The organism is Staphylococcus sp. GDY8P196P, assembly GCF_017891705.1.
Taxonomy (GTDB): Bacteria; Bacillota; Bacilli; order Staphylococcales; family Staphylococcaceae; genus Staphylococcus; species Staphylococcus ureilyticus.
In genome coordinates, this window is sequence record NZ_JAESJS010000003.1 from 417834 (window position 1) to 437931 (window position 20098).

The 20098-nt window shown below is 33.5% G+C and carries 17 protein-coding genes and 1 riboswitch; of the genes, 14 read left to right on the forward strand and 3 right to left on the reverse strand.

Going from position 1 to position 20098, the window contains the following annotated elements:
* The first annotated feature begins 33 nt into the window (after positions 1 to 33).
* The 4 genes from KA814_RS01965 to KA814_RS01980 all read left to right on the forward strand — a co-directional run bounded on the left by KA814_RS01965 (position 34) and on the right by KA814_RS01980 (position 4673).
* A complete protein-coding gene (locus KA814_RS01965; protein WP_064209343.1) occupies positions 34 to 612 on the forward strand; it encodes a DUF805 domain-containing protein in 579 nt (192 codons plus the stop codon).
* Between the two features lie 306 nt (positions 613 to 918).
* Entirely contained in the window at positions 919 to 1818 is a 900-nt protein-coding gene (locus KA814_RS01970) for an ABC transporter ATP-binding protein (RefSeq protein WP_064209344.1), read from the forward strand.
* Positions 1811 to 3049 carry an ABC transporter permease gene (locus KA814_RS01975; RefSeq protein WP_064209345.1) on the forward strand — a complete coding sequence of 413 codons (1239 nt, stop codon included), beginning with the start codon at positions 1811 to 1813 and terminating at the stop codon, positions 3047 to 3049. The genes KA814_RS01970 and KA814_RS01975 overlap by 8 nt, the downstream gene beginning before the upstream one ends.
* 595 nt (positions 3050 to 3644) lie before the next feature.
* On the forward strand, positions 3645 to 4673 hold the full coding sequence (locus tag KA814_RS01980; protein ID WP_046208513.1) for an aldose epimerase family protein: 1029 nt from the start codon (positions 3645 to 3647) through the stop codon (positions 4671 to 4673).
* 263 nt (positions 4674 to 4936) lie between these two features.
* Here the strand turns inward: KA814_RS01980 and KA814_RS01985 are convergent, their stop codons facing one another.
* Positions 4937 to 5593, reverse strand: a complete 657-nt coding sequence (locus KA814_RS01985; protein ID WP_046208512.1) for an MOSC domain-containing protein — start codon at positions 5591 to 5593, stop codon at positions 4937 to 4939.
* A 158-nt stretch (positions 5594 to 5751) separates the two neighbouring features.
* On the opposite strand from KA814_RS01985, the gene KA814_RS01990 reads away from it, so the two are divergent.
* Positions 5752 to 6441 (forward strand): ribose 5-phosphate isomerase A, encoded by a 690-nt coding sequence (locus KA814_RS01990; protein WP_046208511.1) that lies wholly within the window; start codon positions 5752 to 5754, stop codon positions 6439 to 6441.
* A 106-nt stretch (positions 6442 to 6547) separates the two neighbouring features.
* Here the strand turns inward: KA814_RS01990 and sdpC are convergent, their stop codons facing one another.
* Positions 6548 to 7867 (reverse strand): peptidoglycan release complex CPBP-like subunit SdpC, encoded by a 1320-nt coding sequence (sdpC, locus tag KA814_RS01995; RefSeq protein WP_046208510.1) that lies wholly within the window; start codon positions 7865 to 7867, stop codon positions 6548 to 6550.
* A gap of 255 nt (positions 7868 to 8122) precedes the next feature.
* On the opposite strand from sdpC, the gene hutG reads away from it, so the two are divergent.
* Positions 8123 to 9052, forward strand: a complete 930-nt coding sequence (gene hutG / locus KA814_RS02000) for a formimidoylglutamase (RefSeq protein ID WP_046208509.1) — start codon at positions 8123 to 8125, stop codon at positions 9050 to 9052.
* Here the strand turns inward: hutG and KA814_RS02005 are convergent.
* Positions 9042 to 9917: a LysR family transcriptional regulator gene (locus tag KA814_RS02005; RefSeq protein ID WP_046208508.1), complete on the reverse strand. Its 876-nt coding sequence runs from the start codon at positions 9915 to 9917 to the stop codon at positions 9042 to 9044. The genes hutG and KA814_RS02005 overlap by 11 nt on opposite strands.
* 143 nt (positions 9918 to 10060) lie before the next feature.
* Between KA814_RS02005 and KA814_RS02010 the strand changes: the two genes are divergently transcribed.
* From KA814_RS02010 to KA814_RS02045, 8 genes are all read left to right on the forward strand, one after another.
* Positions 10061 to 11335 (forward strand): YjiH family protein, encoded by a 1275-nt coding sequence (locus tag KA814_RS02010; protein WP_046208507.1) that lies wholly within the window; start codon positions 10061 to 10063, stop codon positions 11333 to 11335.
* A gap of 48 nt (positions 11336 to 11383) precedes the next feature.
* The gene (gene hutU, locus KA814_RS02015) at positions 11384 to 13048 is read left to right on the forward strand and encodes a urocanate hydratase (RefSeq protein WP_064209346.1); all 1665 of its coding nucleotides are present in this window, start codon (positions 11384 to 11386) and stop codon (positions 13046 to 13048) included.
* Positions 13045 to 14277 carry an imidazolonepropionase gene (gene hutI / locus KA814_RS02020; RefSeq protein ID WP_064209347.1) on the forward strand — a complete coding sequence of 411 codons (1233 nt, stop codon included), beginning with the start codon at positions 13045 to 13047 and terminating at the stop codon, positions 14275 to 14277. The genes hutU and hutI overlap by 4 nt, the downstream gene beginning before the upstream one ends.
* A gap of 215 nt (positions 14278 to 14492) precedes the next feature.
* Complete coding sequence (locus KA814_RS02025; protein ID WP_064209348.1) at positions 14493 to 15659, forward strand: SulP family inorganic anion transporter; 1167 nt, start codon at positions 14493 to 14495, stop codon at positions 15657 to 15659.
* Between the two features lie 6 nt (positions 15660 to 15665).
* Positions 15666 to 16790 (forward strand): amidohydrolase, encoded by a 1125-nt coding sequence (locus KA814_RS02030; RefSeq protein ID WP_064209349.1) that lies wholly within the window; start codon positions 15666 to 15668, stop codon positions 16788 to 16790.
* 78 nt (positions 16791 to 16868) lie between these two features.
* The gene (locus tag KA814_RS02035) at positions 16869 to 17750 is read left to right on the forward strand and encodes an SDR family oxidoreductase (RefSeq protein WP_064209350.1); all 882 of its coding nucleotides are present in this window, start codon (positions 16869 to 16871) and stop codon (positions 17748 to 17750) included.
* Positions 17751 to 17853: 103 nt separating this feature from the next.
* Positions 17854 to 18465: a flavin reductase family protein gene (locus tag KA814_RS02040; RefSeq protein WP_064209351.1), complete on the forward strand. Its 612-nt coding sequence runs from the start codon at positions 17854 to 17856 to the stop codon at positions 18463 to 18465.
* An 86-nt stretch (positions 18466 to 18551) separates the two neighbouring features.
* Positions 18552 to 18652: riboswitch (SAM riboswitch) on the forward strand.
* Between the two features lie 113 nt (positions 18653 to 18765).
* A complete protein-coding gene (locus tag KA814_RS02045; protein WP_064209352.1) occupies positions 18766 to 20052 on the forward strand; it encodes a Na+/H+ antiporter NhaC family protein in 1287 nt (428 codons plus the stop codon).
* Positions 20053 to 20098: the final 46 nt, after the last annotated feature.

The following is a 20098-nucleotide window of genomic DNA, read 5'->3' on the forward strand; positions in this document are numbered from 1 at the left end:
TATATCAAATGAACTTGAAACGGGGGGAGCAATTTGGAAAGAAAAATTGGGTTTGGAGAAGCATTAAAACTATTTTGGAAAAATTATTTTAACTTCAAGGGCCGTGCACGCAGAAGTGAATATTGGTATATGGTTTTATGGCATTTAATTTTTCTAGTACCAGCGTTCGTTGTATATTTTATTGCTTTGGTTGCATTAATAAGCGCTGCTGCTTCTCAATCTGAAACAGTCATTATGATAAGCGTAGTTTTTCTTATCATCAGTTTAATATATTTCGTTGTGTACGGTTTGGCTACGCTGATACCTAATTGGGCAATATTTATTAGAAGGTTTCATGATACAGGTAGAACAATGTTATTACCGCTTATTTATTTAGGCATTACAGTATTTTCTTACATCATATTTTTAATCATAGCTGTATTAGATTCAGATTTGAATCATATTGCAAGTATAATTTTCATCGTATTGATGTACGCATTCTATATAGGTTTTGGTATTTATGCGTTAGTCGTTAGTTGTTTGGATAGTGAACGCAAAACAAATAAATATGGTCCGAGCCATAAATATGCAAATCAATATACTAAGATTGATGACATGTATAGAGAACAATAATTAAAATAAACCCAAGTATACGAGTTAGGCTGTTAATATGCTTCGTGATACTTGGGTTTTTATAAAGTTTATTCATTTAAATAAGATAAATTTAGATAATGTATTCCTAATACATTATCTAAAATATTGTAGCGTTGAAAAAGCATCATCTACATTTGTACCTATCATTGCTGTGACTCATGCTGTAACATTGGAAAGAACCAAAATGAGAACTTCTATATATAAGACAATTTGAAATGTATATTTAAGGTGTGAAATGTTATTATCAATATATACTTAACAGACTTTAAGGGAGGGAATCTTGTCATGTCCTTAAAAATAGCAAATGTTACAAAAAAATATAAGGATTTTACAGCAGTTAATGATATTTCGATAAATTTAGAACAAGGAAACATGCTAGGTTTTTTAGGACGTAATGGTGCAGGAAAGACAACAACATTTAGAATGATACTTGGGTTGACGCCGATTACTGAAGGACAAATTTTGTATAAAGATAAAGCAATCGACCAATCAATATATGATAAAATTGGATATTTGCCTGAAGAACGAGGATTACATCCAAAAATGAAAGTGGTCGATGAGTTAAGATACTTAGCTACATTAAAAGGGATGAAATCCAAGGAAATAACTAAAGCCATTGATTATTGGTTAAATCGTTTTGATATTGAAGAAAATAGGGACAAGAAAATTGAATCATTATCTAAAGGGAACCAACAAAAAATACAACTATTAGCAAGTATGTTACATAATCCAGAGTTATTAATCTTGGATGAACCTTTTAGTGGTTTAGACCCAGTTAATGTTGAATTATTAAAATCAGCTGTAAAAGATTTAAATGATGCAGGAACGACGATTATTTATAGTTCTCATAGGATGGAGCATGTAGAAGAGCTTTGTGATGATGTTTGTATTTTGAATAAAGGTGAACTTGTTGTTTCAGGGCCGATTGGTGAAGTGAAAGCAAATCACGGCAATAAAAGCGTAATCATTGAAACCAATCAAACGATGTCAGAAATAGATGATATCAATGGGGTTATCCAAGTGGAACGCAATAAGAGGGAAATACGAGCATTAATAGAAGACGAATCTATTGCAGAGGAAATATATCATATCGTTGTGCAGTATGGTTTTGTAAAAAGATTTCAAGTGATAGAACCAACATTAAATGAGATTTTTATAGATAAAGTAGGTGAGGTAAATGGATAAATTTTGGGCTACTTTTTCACTTACGTATAAAAGTAAAGTTAAAACAAAATCATTTATGATTTTCACAGCAATTGTCGTTGTATTAATGTTGGCGGCAGCTAATATTAATAAAATCGTTGATCTATTTGATAATGGGCCTGATAAGATTGGTATCGTAGTCAATCAAGACTCAATATATAAAGGGGTTAAAGCACAAAGTGATCATCTTGATAGTGATGCGAAATTTAAAAAATTGACAGAATCACAAGCACATCAACAAGTGAAAAATGAAAGTTTAGATAAAGCGTATGTCATTCAATTACATGATAATCATAAATTGACTGGTGAAATATTAAGTAAGGATACCGTTTCGAAAACAGATGAACAAAAATTACAAACTACTTTATCAGCTATCCAAACCAAACTTGTGGCATCTAGTTTGAACCTATCTGAAGATGAGCTAAAGCAATTGCAATCTCAAAGTGAAGTAAGCTCACAAGTGCTTTCAGATAGTGCGAATGGCACACATTTAAGTGAATCACAAAAAACATTTAATACGATTATCGTATATGCAGGTATTATGCTCATGTTTTTCATTATCATAAATTATACCAATCAAGTAGCGATGGAAATTGCAACTGAGAAGACGTCACGTGTCATTGAAATGATTATTACAAGCATATCACCAGTAACACACATACTTGCTAAATTGTGTGGCGTCATTGCTGTGGCATTAACACAAATTAGTATTTTCATTGTAGTAGGTATTATAAGTGTACTGTTATTTGATATTGGAGATATGCTTAAAGGATTTGATGTACAGCCGAATGATCTAACAGTACAATTAATCATCGTTGGTATACTATCGCTGATTTTAGGTATACTTTCCTATATTATATTGGCAGCTATTTTGGGATCGATTACTTCACGTATCGAAGACATTAATCAATCACTTATGCCAATGACTTTGATTAGTATCATTGCATTATATACGGCAATGTTTGGTGTTATAAACCCTGACACGACTATCATAAGGATTACAAGTTTTATTCCTTTATTATCTCCCTTTATCATGTTTTTACGTGCATCAACACCTGATGTAGCTACTTGGGAAATTGTAATAAGTATGAGTCTATCAATAGTAACCATATTTATCTTGCTTTACATTGCAGTAAGAAGTTATAAAGATACCATCTTAAGTTTTGATAAAGGTCTGTTTAAATCTATGAAACGTGTTTTCGGAAAAAATTAACATATGTTAACGATTATAGAAATGAGTTATAGATGAACAAATAACTTTTAAAAACCGTATCATAATATATAAGTAGGGGAATGAAACTCAAACAACATGATGGTTTCACTCCTACTTTTTTTATGAAAGTATGAATTGTAAAACAGGGTCCTCGAGTTTGTTGAATATGCCAAATAAAACATATTTATAAAAAATAGAAAAAATATCACAATTTTAAATAATATTTGATAGAATGAATAATTAGTATAGATAATGAATTAGTTAAGTTGTTACACTATAGATAAGTAAGATATTTACTAAGGGAAGTAGTAAGCTATTTTGGAATTTTAAATTTTAGTGGATGAAGTATTTTGCTCAATAATTTGGGGAGATATTGAGTGCGTATTGACCTTAGCTCATTTTTAAATGTTGTCTCATTCACTTTAAAAGCAATGAATTTTAGAACTACCAGGACTCCTATGTCTTGTTTTATAAAACAAAGATGGTGTTCATGACTGTGGTTCGATACATTCAATTTGTTTGAAGTTTTATTCAAGATAGAACTGAAAGTCTAAGTGAATCATAATATGTTTGGTTTGAAAGGGAGTAATTGATGATGTTTGCAAAAGTAGAAAGACAAAGTAATGGTATTGATTTAATTAAGATAGACAATGAAGCAACTAAGATTGTTTTCACAAACTATGGCGCTCGTATCGTGTCATGGAAATATGATGATAACAATATTGTATTAGGTAATGTGGTAGAAGCGGATGAATTCTATCAACAAAATCCTTTTTATTTTGGTGCTACTGTAGGCCGTTATGGTGGACGGATTGCAAATGCAGAATTTCATTTGGATGGTACAACGTATCGATTAGATACGAATGATGGTAAAAATAATATTCACGGTGGTTATAACGGTATTGATAAATGTTATTTTGATTATGAAATATTTGAACAAGTAGGACAAGTGAAAATTGTGTTTTCCACTACAATTCAGCAATCAGATGATTATTTTCCAGGAAATATCGATTTAGAGGTGATACATACTTATGACGTTGATCACAAATGGACAATTGAGTATAAAGCCGTTACTACCGAAAAAACAATTTTTAATCCTATGAATCATGTTTACTTTAATTTGAACAGAGATAATAATGTTATCGATAACCATAGTATTTCAAGTTCAACATTAAAAATGCATTTATTAGATAACGATCATTTTGTGACAAAACAAAAGCCACTAAATTTAGAACATGTTTTTGCACGCAATCACATTCAATTTAAAGATATTTTTAATAGTGAGCATCATGACATTCAATCACAAATGAAACGTTATGGTGGTCTAGATCATCCGTTTCAGATTGGAGAGCAAGGTATGACAGTTGAAAATAAACATTTTCAACTGACTGTTGAAACTGATATGCCCAATGTCGTGATATTTACATTTAATGATACTACGGAATGGGAAAGTGATTTCAATATTTATAAAGCACATTCAGGATTTACGTTAGAAACACAATGCATACCTAATGATATTAATTTGTATGGAGAAGATGCGCCATCAATTTTAGAAGCGAATCAGCCATTTTATTCTAAGACATCATATAAAATTGCTGAAAAAACTTGCGAAGAAGTAGAATGATATCATTGCGCGTGTATCAAGTGTTTTGAATTAATATAAAGTAAGCAAACACCACTTATGGATAAGTAAGTAGCAATTTATAATAATGTATTACAGAAAATAGATTAAGTAGACAAACTCAGGTAAGTGCAGTTATATTAATACCATTTTTGGTCAGTTACTTAACCTGAGTTATATCAATATATCATTTTTAAAGATTCTTGTTGTATAAGAATCTTTTTTTTTGAGCCATTAGTTTAGGATATTTACCCATATTGTAATGTTTATTTTTGAGCGCGTTTTAGATATTTTTCTAATTTACGTCGTCTTTCTTCAGTTAAATATGGATTTTTCAAAGCATATGCCAAGCGCACGACATTTTTATTGTCATTGTAATAAATATCATTAAGTTCGAATACAGATAAAAGAGAATCATGTTCCCCGAATTTTATGAGCTGAAGATGAGACGAATCGTAAACAAAGCCTTCCTTAACTACTCTAAAGTAACAACCAGTTTTACATGAACTGGACATGCGTTTAATAAGATTAGGAATTTTATACTTTTCTTGTATTTTCCAACAAGGCTCTCTTATCTCTGAAACTTCGATAATCGCTTCACCTAATTGAAATTGATCTCCAAAATGCAAATCTTTTTCATCTAAGTCTTTGACCGTTAAGTTCTCGCCAAACATTGCATATTCTGGTAAATCTGTGACATCATCTTTCCATAGATCGTAATTTTTTTCGCTATATAAACATACAGCCTTATTGGGCCCGCCATGTCCTTTGTATTCTTGTTCATCTTCAGAAAAACCGGTTTTTGAAAGCCACATCTTACCGGTGAAAAGTGTTTTGTTAAGTGCTGAACGCATTGGTCTTTTAGTACTATAAGGTAAATCTTCTATTTTTCCTGTAGCAATCGCTTTTAAATGATAAATCATGACAATCCTCCTAGTTGGTGATGTATTATTATTGTAAACTAGCTATTTAATTATGCAAGAAGATATATTAATTTAAAATTTATACATATTTTTTAACTATGTATTTTTTTCAATCTCATGTACAATAAAGGTGAGAGTAAGTTATGTAAAGGGGACGCATTATGGATACGAAACAGTTAAAAATTAGTACATTTAATGAAGCGTTAAGCCAAATCAGTGACGGTATGGTTGTGGGCATTGGTTCTGGTTCAACAATAGAGTTGCTTGTCCCAAAACTAGCTGAGAAGTTGGACCATGAACAGATTGATATTACAGGTGTATGCACCTCTAATAAAACTGCTTATATCGCAAAAGAATTAGGTATTCGAGTAGTGGATGTCAATGATGTAGAAAAAATTGACGTTGCCATTGATGGTGCAGACGAAGTAGACAACAATTTGAATTTAATTAAAGGTGGCGGCGGGGCATTATTTAGAGAAAAAGTGATTGATGCCATGGCGGAAAAGTTTATTGTTTTAGTAGATGAATCTAAGTGTGTATCATACTTAGGTCAAACTTTTAATTTACCTGTAGAAGTAGATAAATTTAATTGGTTATTAGTTTCTAAAAAAATAGTAGCTTACGATAATTTAAAAGTGATGCGCCGAATGGTGGATGATGTCCCATTTATAACTGATAATGGCAATTACATCCTTGATGTTACATTGAATTCATCTATCGATCCTTATGCTATGCATGAATTTTTAATTCATTTAGTAGGTGTTTTAGAAACTGGATATTTTCTTGATGTTACAGATCAAGTCATTATAGGTAAGCAAAAAGGCGTTGAAATTTTAAATAAATCATAACTCAAAATATAATAAAAGCAGGTTAACTAACGGTATAAATTAAGATAGACATGAAGTTTATTCATTGTATCTGAATATACGATTAGCGTAACCTGCTTTTTGTTAATTAGCGACGATGATCATGTTTGTTTTTAAGTTTAAAAGGTGATCGTTGTCGTTTTTTATTTTGTTGTTGTATGGTTGGCTCAGAAGTACTAGAATCATCATGTTTTGGTGATGATGTCTCCACCTGTGCTTTTTCAGTAGAATTTTCAACGGCGCCATTTACCTGTGTCTCAACATGTTGACGTTCATCTTGGACATCGTTGTTCTCTATAGTTTGTGGCGTGTTTTCATCAATAATATTGTTTCGGCTGTCATCGTGCTGTGTTTGTCGGTGATTCTTCTCAGTGTCCGTGTCATTCACATGTTCAGTCGATGGTTTTGAGTTAGCATCATGTGAATTGACATGATTGTCTGTTGCTCTTTCAGTTTGAGATGTAGCAGTTTCACTGTGCTCACTGTCTCCACTATGTGTATGTACATTTGTTGTTGAATTATCAGATTCGAGTGTATCTTCATTACTATCATCTGCTTGAGCAGTTTCTGAATCTTCACTTACATGATCTAAATAATTATTGCTATCAACTTCATCTAAACTACGTTTAGTAAAGAAATAAAGTATTGCTCGAATAATAATACTTAATAAAATGTAAACGACTGCTACAGCTGATGTGGATAATGCAATTACTTTCATTGCAAAAACACTGCCAAGTTCTTCATTGAATAAGAAAACAAGACCAAATGACATTGCTGCATGGAATATCGTTGCGATAAATATCGTGCGACCTTTTGTAGCACGAATTAACTCACCGATAATCATGGAAAATGCAAATGTATATAATAAACCATATAAAGTATATTCAAGACTAAAGGCCATATTTATATTCCAAATGGAATATAATAAACCAACAATAATCGATGCAAAGAATGTGTTCATTTTCGTTTCTATAATATTTTGTAAATAAGAACGGAAACCAAATTCTATTAAGAATGCCATCACTAGTTGTCCAAGTATAATTGCAGTAATTGAAACAGATAAATCTTCTGTTTGTAATAATACAAAACTATCCGCAAAGATATTAAAACTTATCATAGCAATCAGGAAAATGATTAAAGGTAAAATAAATGCTAGTAAAATACGTTCAATCACTTTTAAATCTATTGTTAGTTTTAAACCAGATAACTGCGTCTTACGTTTACTAAAAACGATAATACAAACAAGCGCAGCAATAAATGGCGCTATAGCACTTAAGTCAAAGACAAAAGTCTTAAGTGAAATAGTACTTTGTAAGTCTTTCAGTATAATAGGAGCTGCATAAGCAATAATATAGAAAATAAAAATCATTATTGCCCATTGAAAACCTGATATACGTTGTTTATTCATTATGTAACCTCCAATAGGGTTCAGAAAATCATTTATCATTAATTATACATATTTATTAATCAGAAATAAATTAAATTTAGGTATTTATCATTGAAATGTAATAGTAATGCCAAAACTAACATCTAAATGAAATAATTTATTGTCATTTGATAAAATTAAGTAGATAAATTTTGGGTAAATAAAAGCATAAATTGAATTGAATTCAATGTAAGCGTATACTTTTAAATGAGACATTGTTATAAAAGGAGGAGAATTATGTATAAATTAGCACAGCGTGATTTCTGGACAGGTAGAGTCGATAGCGAATCAGATAAGTCTCAATTTAGACATTTTCAAACTGTGAATTTTAGAAATATCAAAGATGACTATCATGAGACACGCCAAGGTGTGGGATTATTAGGTTACGCAGTTGACAGGGGTGTTGAATTGAACAAAGGGAGATTAGGTGCTAAAGAAGGTCCCGACGCAATTAAGAAAGCATTTGCCAATCTACCTGTGTTGAGTGACTGCAAGATATATGACTATGGTAATGTAGAACATGATCATGATGACTTAGAAGACACCCAAAAAGAATTCGCAAAATATGTTGCGACATCAATACAAAGGCATAAACAGACGTTTTTATTGGGTGGTGGACATGATATCGCATATGCCCAGTATTTAGGTATAAGAGAAGTTTATCCTGATGCTTCTTTAGGTATCATTAATATCGATGCACATTTTGATACCAGAGCAGAGTCACAGTCTACTTCTGGAACGAGCTTTAGGCAAATTTTAGATCAAGATAATCAAGCAGATTATTTGGTATTAGGTATACAACAAGGCGGTAATACACAAGGCCTATTTGATTATGCGGAAGAAAAAGAAATCGGCTTTGTTTATGCTGAGGAATTATTACATCAAATATCTCCTCCTGTAAAAGATAAAGTAGAACGATTTATACACAATCATGACGTTATTATGTTCACAATATGTATGGATGTTATAGATAGCGCATACGCACCAGGTGTAAGTGCTAACGCAGTATTAGGTTTGTTCCCACATATTGTCCTTGAACTTGCCAAACGCATTATCCCAAATGACAAAGTCTCTACGATTAGCATTGCAGAAACAAACCCTAAATATGATGTCGATAATCGTACTGCAAAGCTATCAGCTAATTTTTTACATCATTTTATTCTTTAATATTCCAATAATAAAGGCATAAATCTATAAAAGAAAGTACTCGTTCAGGGTGCTTTCTTTTTTTTAGGTAATTGATGTAAATGGTACGACTGAGTGTAGGTTTAATTTCAATTGCATCTAAATCTCGTGCATTAAAAGATTGGTAATAGACACGTGGTATGACGGCATAGCCTAATCCTCGATGAACGAAATTCGTTGAAGCTTCAAAGCGATCTGCCTCTATAATAATATTTGGGTGAATATTTAAGCGGTTAAAATAGTCATCCAAATGCTTACGTACTTGGGAACCTTTTGTAGGTAAAATGAGCGGTAAAGATTTAATGGATACCTTTTTGCTATTAGAAAAGGTATTTTTAGGTGTTATGAGGACATAAGATTCCTTATATAGAGGAACAGAGTGTATATCCTCGTGAATAATTTGTTCATTGGTTAAGCCTAAATGATTTTCAAAATTTAATAGACGCTCTAATATCGTGCTCTGATCATGTACTTCTGAAGCGTGATACGTTTGATCTGCATATTCTTTTTGATGCATAGCAACTACTTGTGATATCCATTGATTTGATGATTCAAGAATAGAAAATTTGATTTTAGGTGCATGTCCCATTTTTAAATCATACATTTTTTCTAGCGTTTGATGATAACTTTGTACGAGCTGAATTGCGTAGTTATAAAAATGAATACCTTTTTCAGTAATTTTGATATCCTTGGTCGTTCTTAAAAATAAATCATAACCTAAATCAGCTTCTATTTTTTTTATTGTATTAGTTAAAGACGGTTGGCTTATATGCAAAAAATCTGCTGCCTTTGTAAAACTATTATATTTAACGACAGCAATAAAATATTCTAATTGAACAATTTTCATCTGAATGTCACTCCTATATATTTGCGTATTTATAGTTTGAAACTATTAATAATTAGTTTATTGATATTGGTAGTCTATATAATAACATATTATACTTTTAGATATAGAGGGAGTCGTACTTTCATGTTAGGGGCGTGAAGTACATGTGGAGATTTTTCATTTATAGCTTGATTGGTATTATATTTTTCTTCGTTCCTGTGACTATACAAGGTCAATCAACCATTATGATTGATCATATTGTGCAATGGATTACGCTAATAGTGAAACCAGTTTTACCATATTATGTATTGATTTTAATTATTATTGGTGCAATTCATCCATTTCTCAATCAAAGGTGGAATGAATCGAAAACAAATATTATTTTTAGCTTATTCAAAGTAGTAGGGGTATTCATCGCTTTCATGGTTGTTTTCAATATAGGGCCTGCTTTTGTTTTAAAAGAAAGTATTGGACCATTTTTATATGAAAAGTTAGCCATACCATTAAGTGTTTTAATTCCCATAGGAGCGATTTTTTTATCATTTTTAGTAGGTTTTGGATTGTTAGAGTTTATCGGTGTGATTTGTCGTCCGATAATGCGACCGATATTTAAGACACCAGGAAAGTCAGCGGTCGATGCAGTAGCATCATTTGTTGGTAGTTATTCAATAGGCTTACTGATAACAAACAAAGTCTACAAGAGTGGTAGTTACACACATAAAGAAGCAGTAGTTGTAGCGACAGGGTTCTCTACGGTTTCCGCTACGTTTATGATTATTGTAGCTAACACACTAGGTATTATTCAGCATTGGAATTTATATTTTTGGTTTACACTCGCAGTGACATTTATTGTTACTGCTATTACCGTACAACTCCCACCTATCAGATTTGAAAAGCATACGACATATAAAGACCAACCATATCAAGAAGAGATTCGCAGAAACATGCCATTGTTAAAAGAGTCTTGGTTAGAAGCAAAATTAGCTGTGAAACAGTCTAAGTCATTAATTGACAATGTATTTGAAAATTTGAGAGATGGTGTCGTAATGACTATAGCAATTTTACCTTCTATCATGTCAATTGGTTTTCTAGGATTAGTAATCGCAGAATTCACACCAGTAATCGAATATATATCTTACATCTTTTATCCATTTATCAGCATTTTTCCAGTAGAAAATGTAGGGGTATTAGCACAGGCTTCAACGATTTCAATTGTTGAAATGTTATTACCAGCTGCGATTGCACAATCAGCAGATTTAGCAACAAGATTTACAGTAGCGGTCATGAGTGTTTCAGCGATTATATTTTTCTCAAGCGTTGTTCCGGTTATATTATCTACTGAAATTAAAATATCGATAGGAAAACTTGTGATTATTTGGTTTGAAAGAGTAGTACTCACACTACTGATTACAATTCCATTTGCATTATGGATATTTTAAATATCAAAACAAAGGTTGAATTTAAAATCGATGAAGGAGAGATTGTTCATGAGAAATATTAAAGCAAAAAAAGGTTTAGAGATTGAATGTAAAGGTTGGGAACAAGAAGCAGTATTACGAATGCTATATAATAATTTAGATCCTGAAGTTGCAGAAAGACCCGAAGATTTGGTTGTCTATGGTGGCATAGGTAAAGCAGCTCGAAACTGGGAAGCATTCGAAGCAATTGAATCCACACTGCGTTCATTAGAAGCTGATGAAACGATGTTAGTTCAATCAGGCAAACCAGTTGCTGTATTTAAAACACATGAAGAGGCACCACGTGTATTACTTTCAAATTCTGTATTAGTACCTGAATGGGCAAACTGGGATCATTTTAATGAATTAGATCAAAAAGGTTTAATGATGTATGGACAAATGACTGCGGGTAGTTGGATTTACATAGGTTCACAAGGTATCGTTCAAGGTACATATGAGACATTCGGTGAACTAGCTAATCAACATTATAATGGCAAATTAAATGGTACGATTACATTAACTGCTGGTCTTGGTGGCATGGGTGGTGCACAACCATTGGCAGTTACGATGAATGGTGGTGTTGTCATCGGAGTTGATGTAGATGAAACACGCATTGATAAGCGTATTGATACACGTTACTGTGATGTGAAAACACGAGATTTAGACGAAGCATTAACGTTAGCGGAAGATGCACGCAAACAAGGCAAGCCATTATCTATTGGCTTGGTCGGTAATGCGGTCGATGTACATCAAGCAATTTTAGATAAAGGATTTAAAATTGATATTATTACGGATCAAACGAGTGCCCACGATCCTTTAAATGGATATGTGCCACAAGGATATTCATTAGAAGAGGCAAGTGCACTTCGTAATAAAGATCCAAAACAATACGTGAAAGAATCGCAATCCTCAATGCATAAGCATGTATCACTAATGTTAGAATTTCAAAAACAGGGTGCGGTCGCTTTTGATTATGGAAATAACATAAGACAGGTCGCATATAATGATGGCTTAAAAAATGCTTTTGATTTCCCTGGGTTTGTACCCGCATATATTAGACCGCTATTTTGCGAAGGAAAGGGACCATTTAGATTTGCAGCATTAAGTGGGGATCCTAAGGATATTGAACGTGCTGATGAAGAAATGAGAAAGTTGTTCCCTGAAAATGAAAAACTTATTCGTTGGTTAGATTTAGCACAGGAGAAAATTGCGTTTCAAGGATTGCCTTCAAGAATTGCGTGGTTAGGTTATGGAGAACGTGCGAAAATGGGTCTAGCGTTAAATAGACTTGTGCGTGAAGGTGAAATTTCTGCACCGATTGTAATTGGTCGCGACCATTTAGATTCAGGTTCAGTAGCCAGTCCTAATCGTGAGACTGAAGGTATGAAAGATGGTTCAGATGCTGTAGGAGATTGGGCTATTTTAAATGCATTAATCAATACTGCTGCAGGTGGATCTTGGATTTCATTCCATCATGGCGGTGGTGTTGGTATGGGTTATTCATTACATGCAGGCATGGTAGTAGTTGCTGATGGTTCAGAAAGAGCAGATAAACGTTTAGGACGTGTATTAACTACGGATCCGGGTATGGGAGTAGTAAGACATGCTGATGCAGGTTATGAATCAGCAATTAATGTAGCAAATGAAAAAGGCATTCACATTCCAATGATTACAAGAAAAGGAGATAAAAAATGAACGACTTAATCATTCAAAATATTAAACAATTAATTTTACCGAAAGCTACCGAACGTCCTTTAAAAGGAAAAGAATTAGATGATTTAAATATTGTTGAAAACGGTACAGTAGTTGTGAAAAATGGCAAGATTGTTTATGCGGGTGAGCATTCTGATGCATATGATGCAAAAGAAATAATAGATGCTTCAGGAAAAGTCGTTTCACCTGCCTTGGTAGAAGCACATACGCATCTTGTACATGGAGGCTCACGTGAACATGAGATGTCACTCAAGCGTCAAGGTGTGTCTTATTTAGAAATACTTGAACAAGGTGGCGGTATACTTTCTACTGTAGAAGCCACACGTCAAGCGACGGAAGACGAACTTTTTGAAAAAGCGGAAAAAAATCTATTAACCATGTTACAACACGGTGTCTTAGCGGTAGAAAGTAAGAGTGGTTATGGATTGGATAAAGAAAATGAACTTAAACAATTGCGTGTTTCAAATCGATTAGCAAAAAAATATAATTTAGACATGAAACATACCTTCCTTGGGCCACATGCTGTGCCTAAAGATGCGGAGTCAAACCAAGCTTTCTTACAAGAAATGATAGATTTATTGCCGGAAGTTAAACCATATGCTGATTTTGCCGATATTTTCTGTGAAACAGGCGTGTTTACTGTGGAAGAATCTAAATCTTACATGGAAGCAGCTAAAAAACAAGGCTTTGATGTTAAAATTCATGCAGATGAAATCGATCCATTAGGTGGTTTAGAACTTGCAATTGATGAAAATGCTATCTCTGCGGATCATTTAGTTGCATCTAGTGAAGAAGGTAAACAAAAATTGAAAGATAGTGATACTGTTGCAGTATTATTACCAGGGACAACTTTTTATCTTGATAAGGAAGGTTATGCAGATGCAAGAGGTATGCTAGATAACGATGGCGCTATTGCGATAGCTACTGACTTCAATCCAGGTAGTTGTGTGACTAATAATTTACAATTGGTGATGTCTATTGCAGCGTTAAAATTAAAGTTATCTCCAAATGAAATTTGGAATGCAGTGACAGTCAATGCAGCTAAAGCAATTGACGTTGATGCAGGTACCATCAATGAGGGAGATAAAGCAAATATTGTAATTTGGGATGCACCTAATCATGAATATATTCCATATCATTATGGTATTAATCATGCAGAAAGAGTTATTAAAGATGGTAAAGTGCTCTTTGATAATCGTGTAAAACTTTAATAGAGAAACTGTAATTAAAATTAAAAATAAGATTATTAGAGATGAATAGGGTGAGGAATGGAATCAAAAATGTTGATTTGTCCTCGCTCTATTCTTATTTTTTTTATTCAAGTTTTCTAAAAATAGAAATTTAGAAGTTCAAAAAATTAAGTTAATAAAATATTTTGACAATTATGATAGTATAGTAATTAAAGGGGCTTGGGGGTGAGTATGGTGTGAGTAATGCTGGGTATATTGAACAATGGAAAGGTAACATAGTACAGAATACACTTTCAGGTGTATTACTTGCACTTGCATTGTTACCTGGTGCAATTGCTTTTTCATTTATAGCAGGCGTGAATCCAACAATCGGTATGTTAAGTACTGGTTTAATGATGCTTGTACTTAGCTTGACTGGAAATAGAACCTTGATGGTATCAGCACCAAGTAGTGGTGTATCTTTAGTCGTAGCACCTTTAGCTGCAAGTCATGGGATGCAAGCTGTCATTTCAGCAACGTTATTTATGGGTATCATCCAAATTTTATTTGGGTATTTTCAAATTAATAAATGGTTAGAATTGATACCTGTCGGTGTTGTAATTGGATTTATGAATGCACTGGGTATATTATTATTTACATCTCAGCTAAAGAATATTTTAGGTATTTCTATGGCAACTTATATCGTTGCAATCATGTCATTTTTTATTATTTGGTTGGGCGCTCAACATATCAAAATTATACCTGCACCATTGATATCCATCATTATACTGACAATATTTTCGTGGGTATTAAAACCTGATATAAAATATGTGCACGATTTGTCTTCAATACATATTAAACTACCTTATCCAACTATCCCTATTGAAATATTAAATGTTAACTTTCTCCTAATTACATTGTTTTATGGTTTGATGATGGCTATTGTTGCAATCGTTCAAACGACTTTAACAGCAAGAATGATGGATGAAGTAACAGCTACGACTAGTGATAAAAATCGTGAATCAATAGGTCAAGGCATAGCTAATTTAGTAGTAGGATTATTTGGCGGTTATGGTGGAAGTGCGCTTGTTGGTCAATCGCGTTTTAATGTAACAATGGGTGCGAACTCTAGAGTTTCAACTTTTGTTACCGGTAGTTTTTTACTGGTAAGTTTATTTGTTTTTGGTGAAATTATAGGACATATTCCAATGGCTGTTTTAGCTACCGTGCTTATTACAATTTCATTGAATACATTTGATAGACGAACAATACCCTTTATACGTAAGTCACCTTTAGTAAATGGATTCATGGTAGTACTTACGATGGTGCTTATTTTAATCTCTAATAATTTAGCGCTCGGCGTTGTGATTGTAACAATACTATATTATATTTTTAAACGTTTTATAAATTTAGAAAGGACGTGACATGTCATGCCACAATATGAAGACTTTGTAAAATGGAGACGTACATTTCATCAGTTTCCAGAATTGTCTGATGATGAATATGAAACAACGAAACGATTAAGACGTATTTTAGAAAGTTATGAAATTAAAATTTTAGATATACCGTTGGAAACTGGTTTGATTGCTGAAGTAGGTCAAGGAGATACGTTTATTGCTGTTCGATCGGATATAGATGCTTTGCCAATTAATGAAGAAGTTGTACATGAATTTACATCAACTAATGAAGGTATTATGCATGCTTGTGGTCATGATATCCATATGGCAAGTATTTTAGCAACAGCTACAAAATTAAAAGAAATTGAAAATCAATTAAAAGGTAGAGTACGTTTTATTTTTCAACCTGCCGAAGAGCTGGGCTATGGTGCTGTTAAATTAGCTGAGACAGGTGCTATTGATGGTACAAAAGCTGTGCTTGGTTATCATAATTATCCTACTATGGATATAGGTACATTGGCAGTGAAATCTGGTGCCGTGACATCCTCTGTAGATCGCTTTGAATTTAAAATTAAGGGTAAAGGTGCACATGCAGCAAAGCCTGAACAAGGTAATGATCCAGTCATCGTATTAGGTCAATTAATCAATAGTGTTCAATCCATCGTCAGCAGAAATTTATCTGCTTTTGATAATGCAGTCGTAACGATTGGAGAAGTATCTTGTGGTAATACATGGAATGTTATTGCAGATCAAGCTTATGTACAAGGTACAGTGAGAAGTTTTGATGAAGGTATTCGCACATTCATTGAGAAGAGATTGAGAGAAATTGGGAGTGGATTGGCAGAAGTATTTGATGTTGAAATTGAAACACAATATATACGATTACCAGGCGCAGTAATCAATGACGAAAAATTAACAGACGATGCAATTAACGTTGCTAAACAAGTAGGTTACAATGTGAATATAATGGAACAGCCATTAACTATTGGTGAAGATTTTTCTGGGTTTGCCAACAAGTATCCAAGTGTATTTGTTTTTATTGGATCTAATAGTGACTATGATTTACATCACCCCAAATATGATCCCGATGAACGCATTTTAGAAAAAGTACCAGATTACTTTGTAACATTTGTACAGAAATTATTGAACGAAGCTTAAAAATATAATCTTGTGTTATGGGCGATTTAATTTGGGTAAAAAATAATTACAACCATTATTTTTTGAGGAGGATTAAGCATGGCGTCTCAAGATCCTAGAAAGAAATATTCAAATGCAGATTTTCCAAAACAAGAGCAACCCGTTCCAGGTTTACAAAAAGATCTGAACCCTAAACCAGATTGTGGAGAAACTTCTTATACCGGTTATGGTAGATTGAAAGGTTTAAAGATGTTAGTAACAGGTGGAGATTCAGCTATTGGTAGAGCAGCAGCTATTGCGTATGCTAAAGAAGGTGCTGATGTTGCAATCAATTACTTGCCATCAGAACAAGAAGATGCTGAAGAAGTAGAAGAAGTTATTACATCGGCAGGACAACAAGCTGTGCTAATACCGGGTGATTTACGCAATGAACAATTCAATTATGAATTAGTAGAACGTGCATATCACTCGTTAGGTGGATTAGACAATGTTACACTCGTAGCTGGACATCAACAATATAGAGATACACTAAAGGGCTTCGATACAGCGTCATTTACTGAAACCTTTGAAACGAATGTGTATCCAATATTTTGGACTGTACAAAAAGCGATTGATTATCTTGAACCAGGTGCTACAATTACGACAACGTCATCTGTACAAGGTTATAACCCAAGTCCAATTTTACATGATTATGCTGCATCAAAAGCTGCAATCATATCGCTAACTAAAAGTTTGTCTGAAGAACTAGGAGCTAAAGGCATCCGTGTTAACTGTGTTGCACCAGGACCATTTTGGTCACCACTTCAAATATCAGGTGGACAACCACAATCCAAAATCCCAACATTTGGACAAAAAGAAGTGCTTGGCAGAGCAGGTCAACCTGTAGAATTAGCAGGCGTTTATGTTCATTTAGCAGCTGATGAATCAAGTTACACTACTGGCCAAGTATACGGGGTTACAGGTGGTACACAATTAGATTAATTTGATAGATGGCTATTTCAAAGTGATTCGTGCTTAAATGAACAGTTATGCACTTACATTTTGACATAGCCACTTTTTATTTATGAAAGGAAAGTGAATTTTTGTGAAACATTTTAAAGCAAGTGAATTGTCTAAAAGACAAAACTATAAATTATTGAGTGGTAGTGTCATACCTAGGCCAATAGCCTTTGTGACATCTCAAGATAAAAATGGTAAGTTAAATGCGGCACCGTTCAGTTTTTTTAACGTGGTGAACAGTGCACCACCGATGATTATGATTTCTACAGGACGCTCAGAAGGTAAACGTAAAGACACTTCACTTAATATTGAAGAGACTGAAAATTTTGTAGTACATATCACTGATGAAACAAACGTAGAGCAAATTAACCGTACAGCTGCACCATTGGATCGTACTGAAAATGAATTAGAACGAACAGCGTTAACCCTTGTCGACTCAGAACTGATAACTGTACCTGGTATTGAACAGGCGAAAATACGTATGGAATGTAAATTAGAGCGGATTATATCATTAGGAGATACTGATGAGGGGTCAGATCTAATCATTGGAGAAGTCGTGATGTTTCATATTAATGAAAACGTGTATTTTGAAGACAGTAAGATTAATGCACAGGCACTAGAAGCCGTGTGCCGTTTAGCTGGAAATGATTATGCCACGATCGGTGATACATTTACGATTGTTCGGCCAACGGAATAACCTTTGAAGTAAAATATCATTTCATATTATGATTATATAATTGACGAAGTGGCATGAATAGTGTACTGTTATAAAATAAATAAAATAGCTTATCTAGAGAAGTGGAGGGACTGGCCCATTGAAACTTCGGCAACATGGTAATGCGTGTGCCAATTCCAGTAGCATAAAGTGTGCTAGAAGATAAGATTAAAGATGTATCGATTTACTCTTTTCTTCTATGAGAAAAGAGTTTTTTATTTTTTATGGTAAGCAAAATGAATGATTGACTAAAAAAGTAATGATAAAGAAAGTTGGTTTTGTATGACGGAAAATAAAAAAGGTAACGCATGGGCGCTTGTGCCATTAATCATTTTTGTAGGTATATTTTTAGGTGTGGGCGTTATTACTGGTGACTTTTCAATAATGCCACTCAATGTTGCAATTATTATCGCATCCATTGTGGGTTTGTTGATAAATAAAAAAGAAACATTTTCTAAAAAAGTAGATGTATTTACTAAAGGCGCTGGACATTCAAATATTATTTTGATGATGTTAATATTTCTACTTGCGGGTGCATTTTCTCAAACTACAGAAGATATGGGGGGAGTCAAGTCGACGGTAAATTTAGGACTATCCTTTATTCCAGAAAACTTAATTATCGTCGGTTTATTTATCATTTGTATGTTTGTATCACTTTCAATGGGTACTTCAGTCGGTACAGTTGCAGCTATAGCGCCGGTTGGTTTTGGTTTGAGTCAGGCGACGGATGTATCTGCAGCGATAACAATGGCTACTGTCGTTGGTGGCGCAATGTTTGGTGATAATTTATCAATGATTTCGGATACTACAATTGCCGCTGTTCGTACTCAAAAAACTAAAATGAGCGATAAGTTTAAGGTGAACATAAAGATTGTATTACCAGGTGCGCTATTTACTGTTATAGTACTTTGGTTTTTAACGCATGGTGCTCAGATAGATACTACGAAATCATATGACTATAACTTTATTAAAGTTATTCCATACTTATTGGTACTGATTTTAGCACTGGCAGGTATAAATGTAATTATAGTGTTGATTGGTGGTACCGTATTATCTGCGATTATTGGACTGGTTGATGGATCATTCAACTGGTCAGGCTTGCTTAGTTCAATCTCAAAAGGAATTGTTGGTATGGAGGATATTGCGATTATTGCACTTTTAATTGGCGGACTTGTAGCATTGATACAACATAATGGTGGTATCACTTGGCTATTAAATTTTGTACGCAATAGGGTTAAATCAAAACGCGGTGCAGAATTAGGTATAGCTGGACTTGTGAGTGCTGCGGATATTTCGACTGCCAATAATACAATTTCTATATTAATGGCAGGCCCCTTAGCTAAAGATATTGCAGATGAATACGAGATTGATCCTAGGAAATCTGCAAGTGTTTTAGATATATTTGCGAGCTGTTTCCAAGGTTTATTACCTTATAGTCCGCAAGTTATAGCAGCAGCAGGCGTTGCGTCTATCTCACCAGTTTCATTAATGCCGTATTCAATTTATCCGATCATTCTAGGTGTTTGTGGCCTAATTGCAATTTTCTTTAGATTACCAAGATTAAAATAAAAAAGTTGATTAAAAGAAAGGGCAACAGTTTATATTATTTGATATA

Excerpts from the sequence above, each read along its gene's own strand:
- KA814_RS01970 (WP_064209344.1), top strand. The coding sequence starts at position 919 with ATGTCCTTAAAAATAGCAAATGTTACAAAAAAATATAAGGATTTTACA.
- KA814_RS01975 (WP_064209345.1), top strand. The coding sequence starts at position 1,811 with ATGGATAAATTTTGGGCTACTTTTTCACTTACGTATAAAAGTAAAGTT.
- KA814_RS01980 (WP_046208513.1), top strand. The coding sequence starts at position 3,645 with ATGTTTGCAAAAGTAGAAAGACAAAGTAATGGTATTGATTTAATTAAG.
- KA814_RS01985 (WP_046208512.1), bottom strand. The coding sequence starts at position 5,593 with ATGATTTATCATTTAAAAGCGATTGCTACAGGAAAAATAGAAGATTTA.
- sdpC (WP_046208510.1), bottom strand. The coding sequence starts at position 7,867 with ATGAATAAACAACGTATATCAGGTTTTCAATGGGCAATAATGATTTTT.
- hutG (WP_046208509.1), top strand. The coding sequence starts at position 8,123 with ATGTATAAATTAGCACAGCGTGATTTCTGGACAGGTAGAGTCGATAGC.
- KA814_RS02005 (WP_046208508.1), bottom strand. The coding sequence starts at position 9,917 with ATGAAAATTGTTCAATTAGAATATTTTATTGCTGTCGTTAAATATAAT.
- KA814_RS02010 (WP_046208507.1), top strand. The coding sequence starts at position 10,061 with ATGTGGAGATTTTTCATTTATAGCTTGATTGGTATTATATTTTTCTTC.
- hutU (WP_064209346.1), top strand. The coding sequence starts at position 11,384 with ATGAGAAATATTAAAGCAAAAAAAGGTTTAGAGATTGAATGTAAAGGT.
- hutI (WP_064209347.1), top strand. The coding sequence starts at position 13,045 with ATGAACGACTTAATCATTCAAAATATTAAACAATTAATTTTACCGAAA.
- KA814_RS02030 (WP_064209349.1), top strand. The coding sequence starts at position 15,666 with ATGCCACAATATGAAGACTTTGTAAAATGGAGACGTACATTTCATCAG.
- KA814_RS02035 (WP_064209350.1), top strand. The coding sequence starts at position 16,869 with ATGGCGTCTCAAGATCCTAGAAAGAAATATTCAAATGCAGATTTTCCA.
- KA814_RS02045 (WP_064209352.1), top strand. The coding sequence starts at position 18,766 with ATGACGGAAAATAAAAAAGGTAACGCATGGGCGCTTGTGCCATTAATC.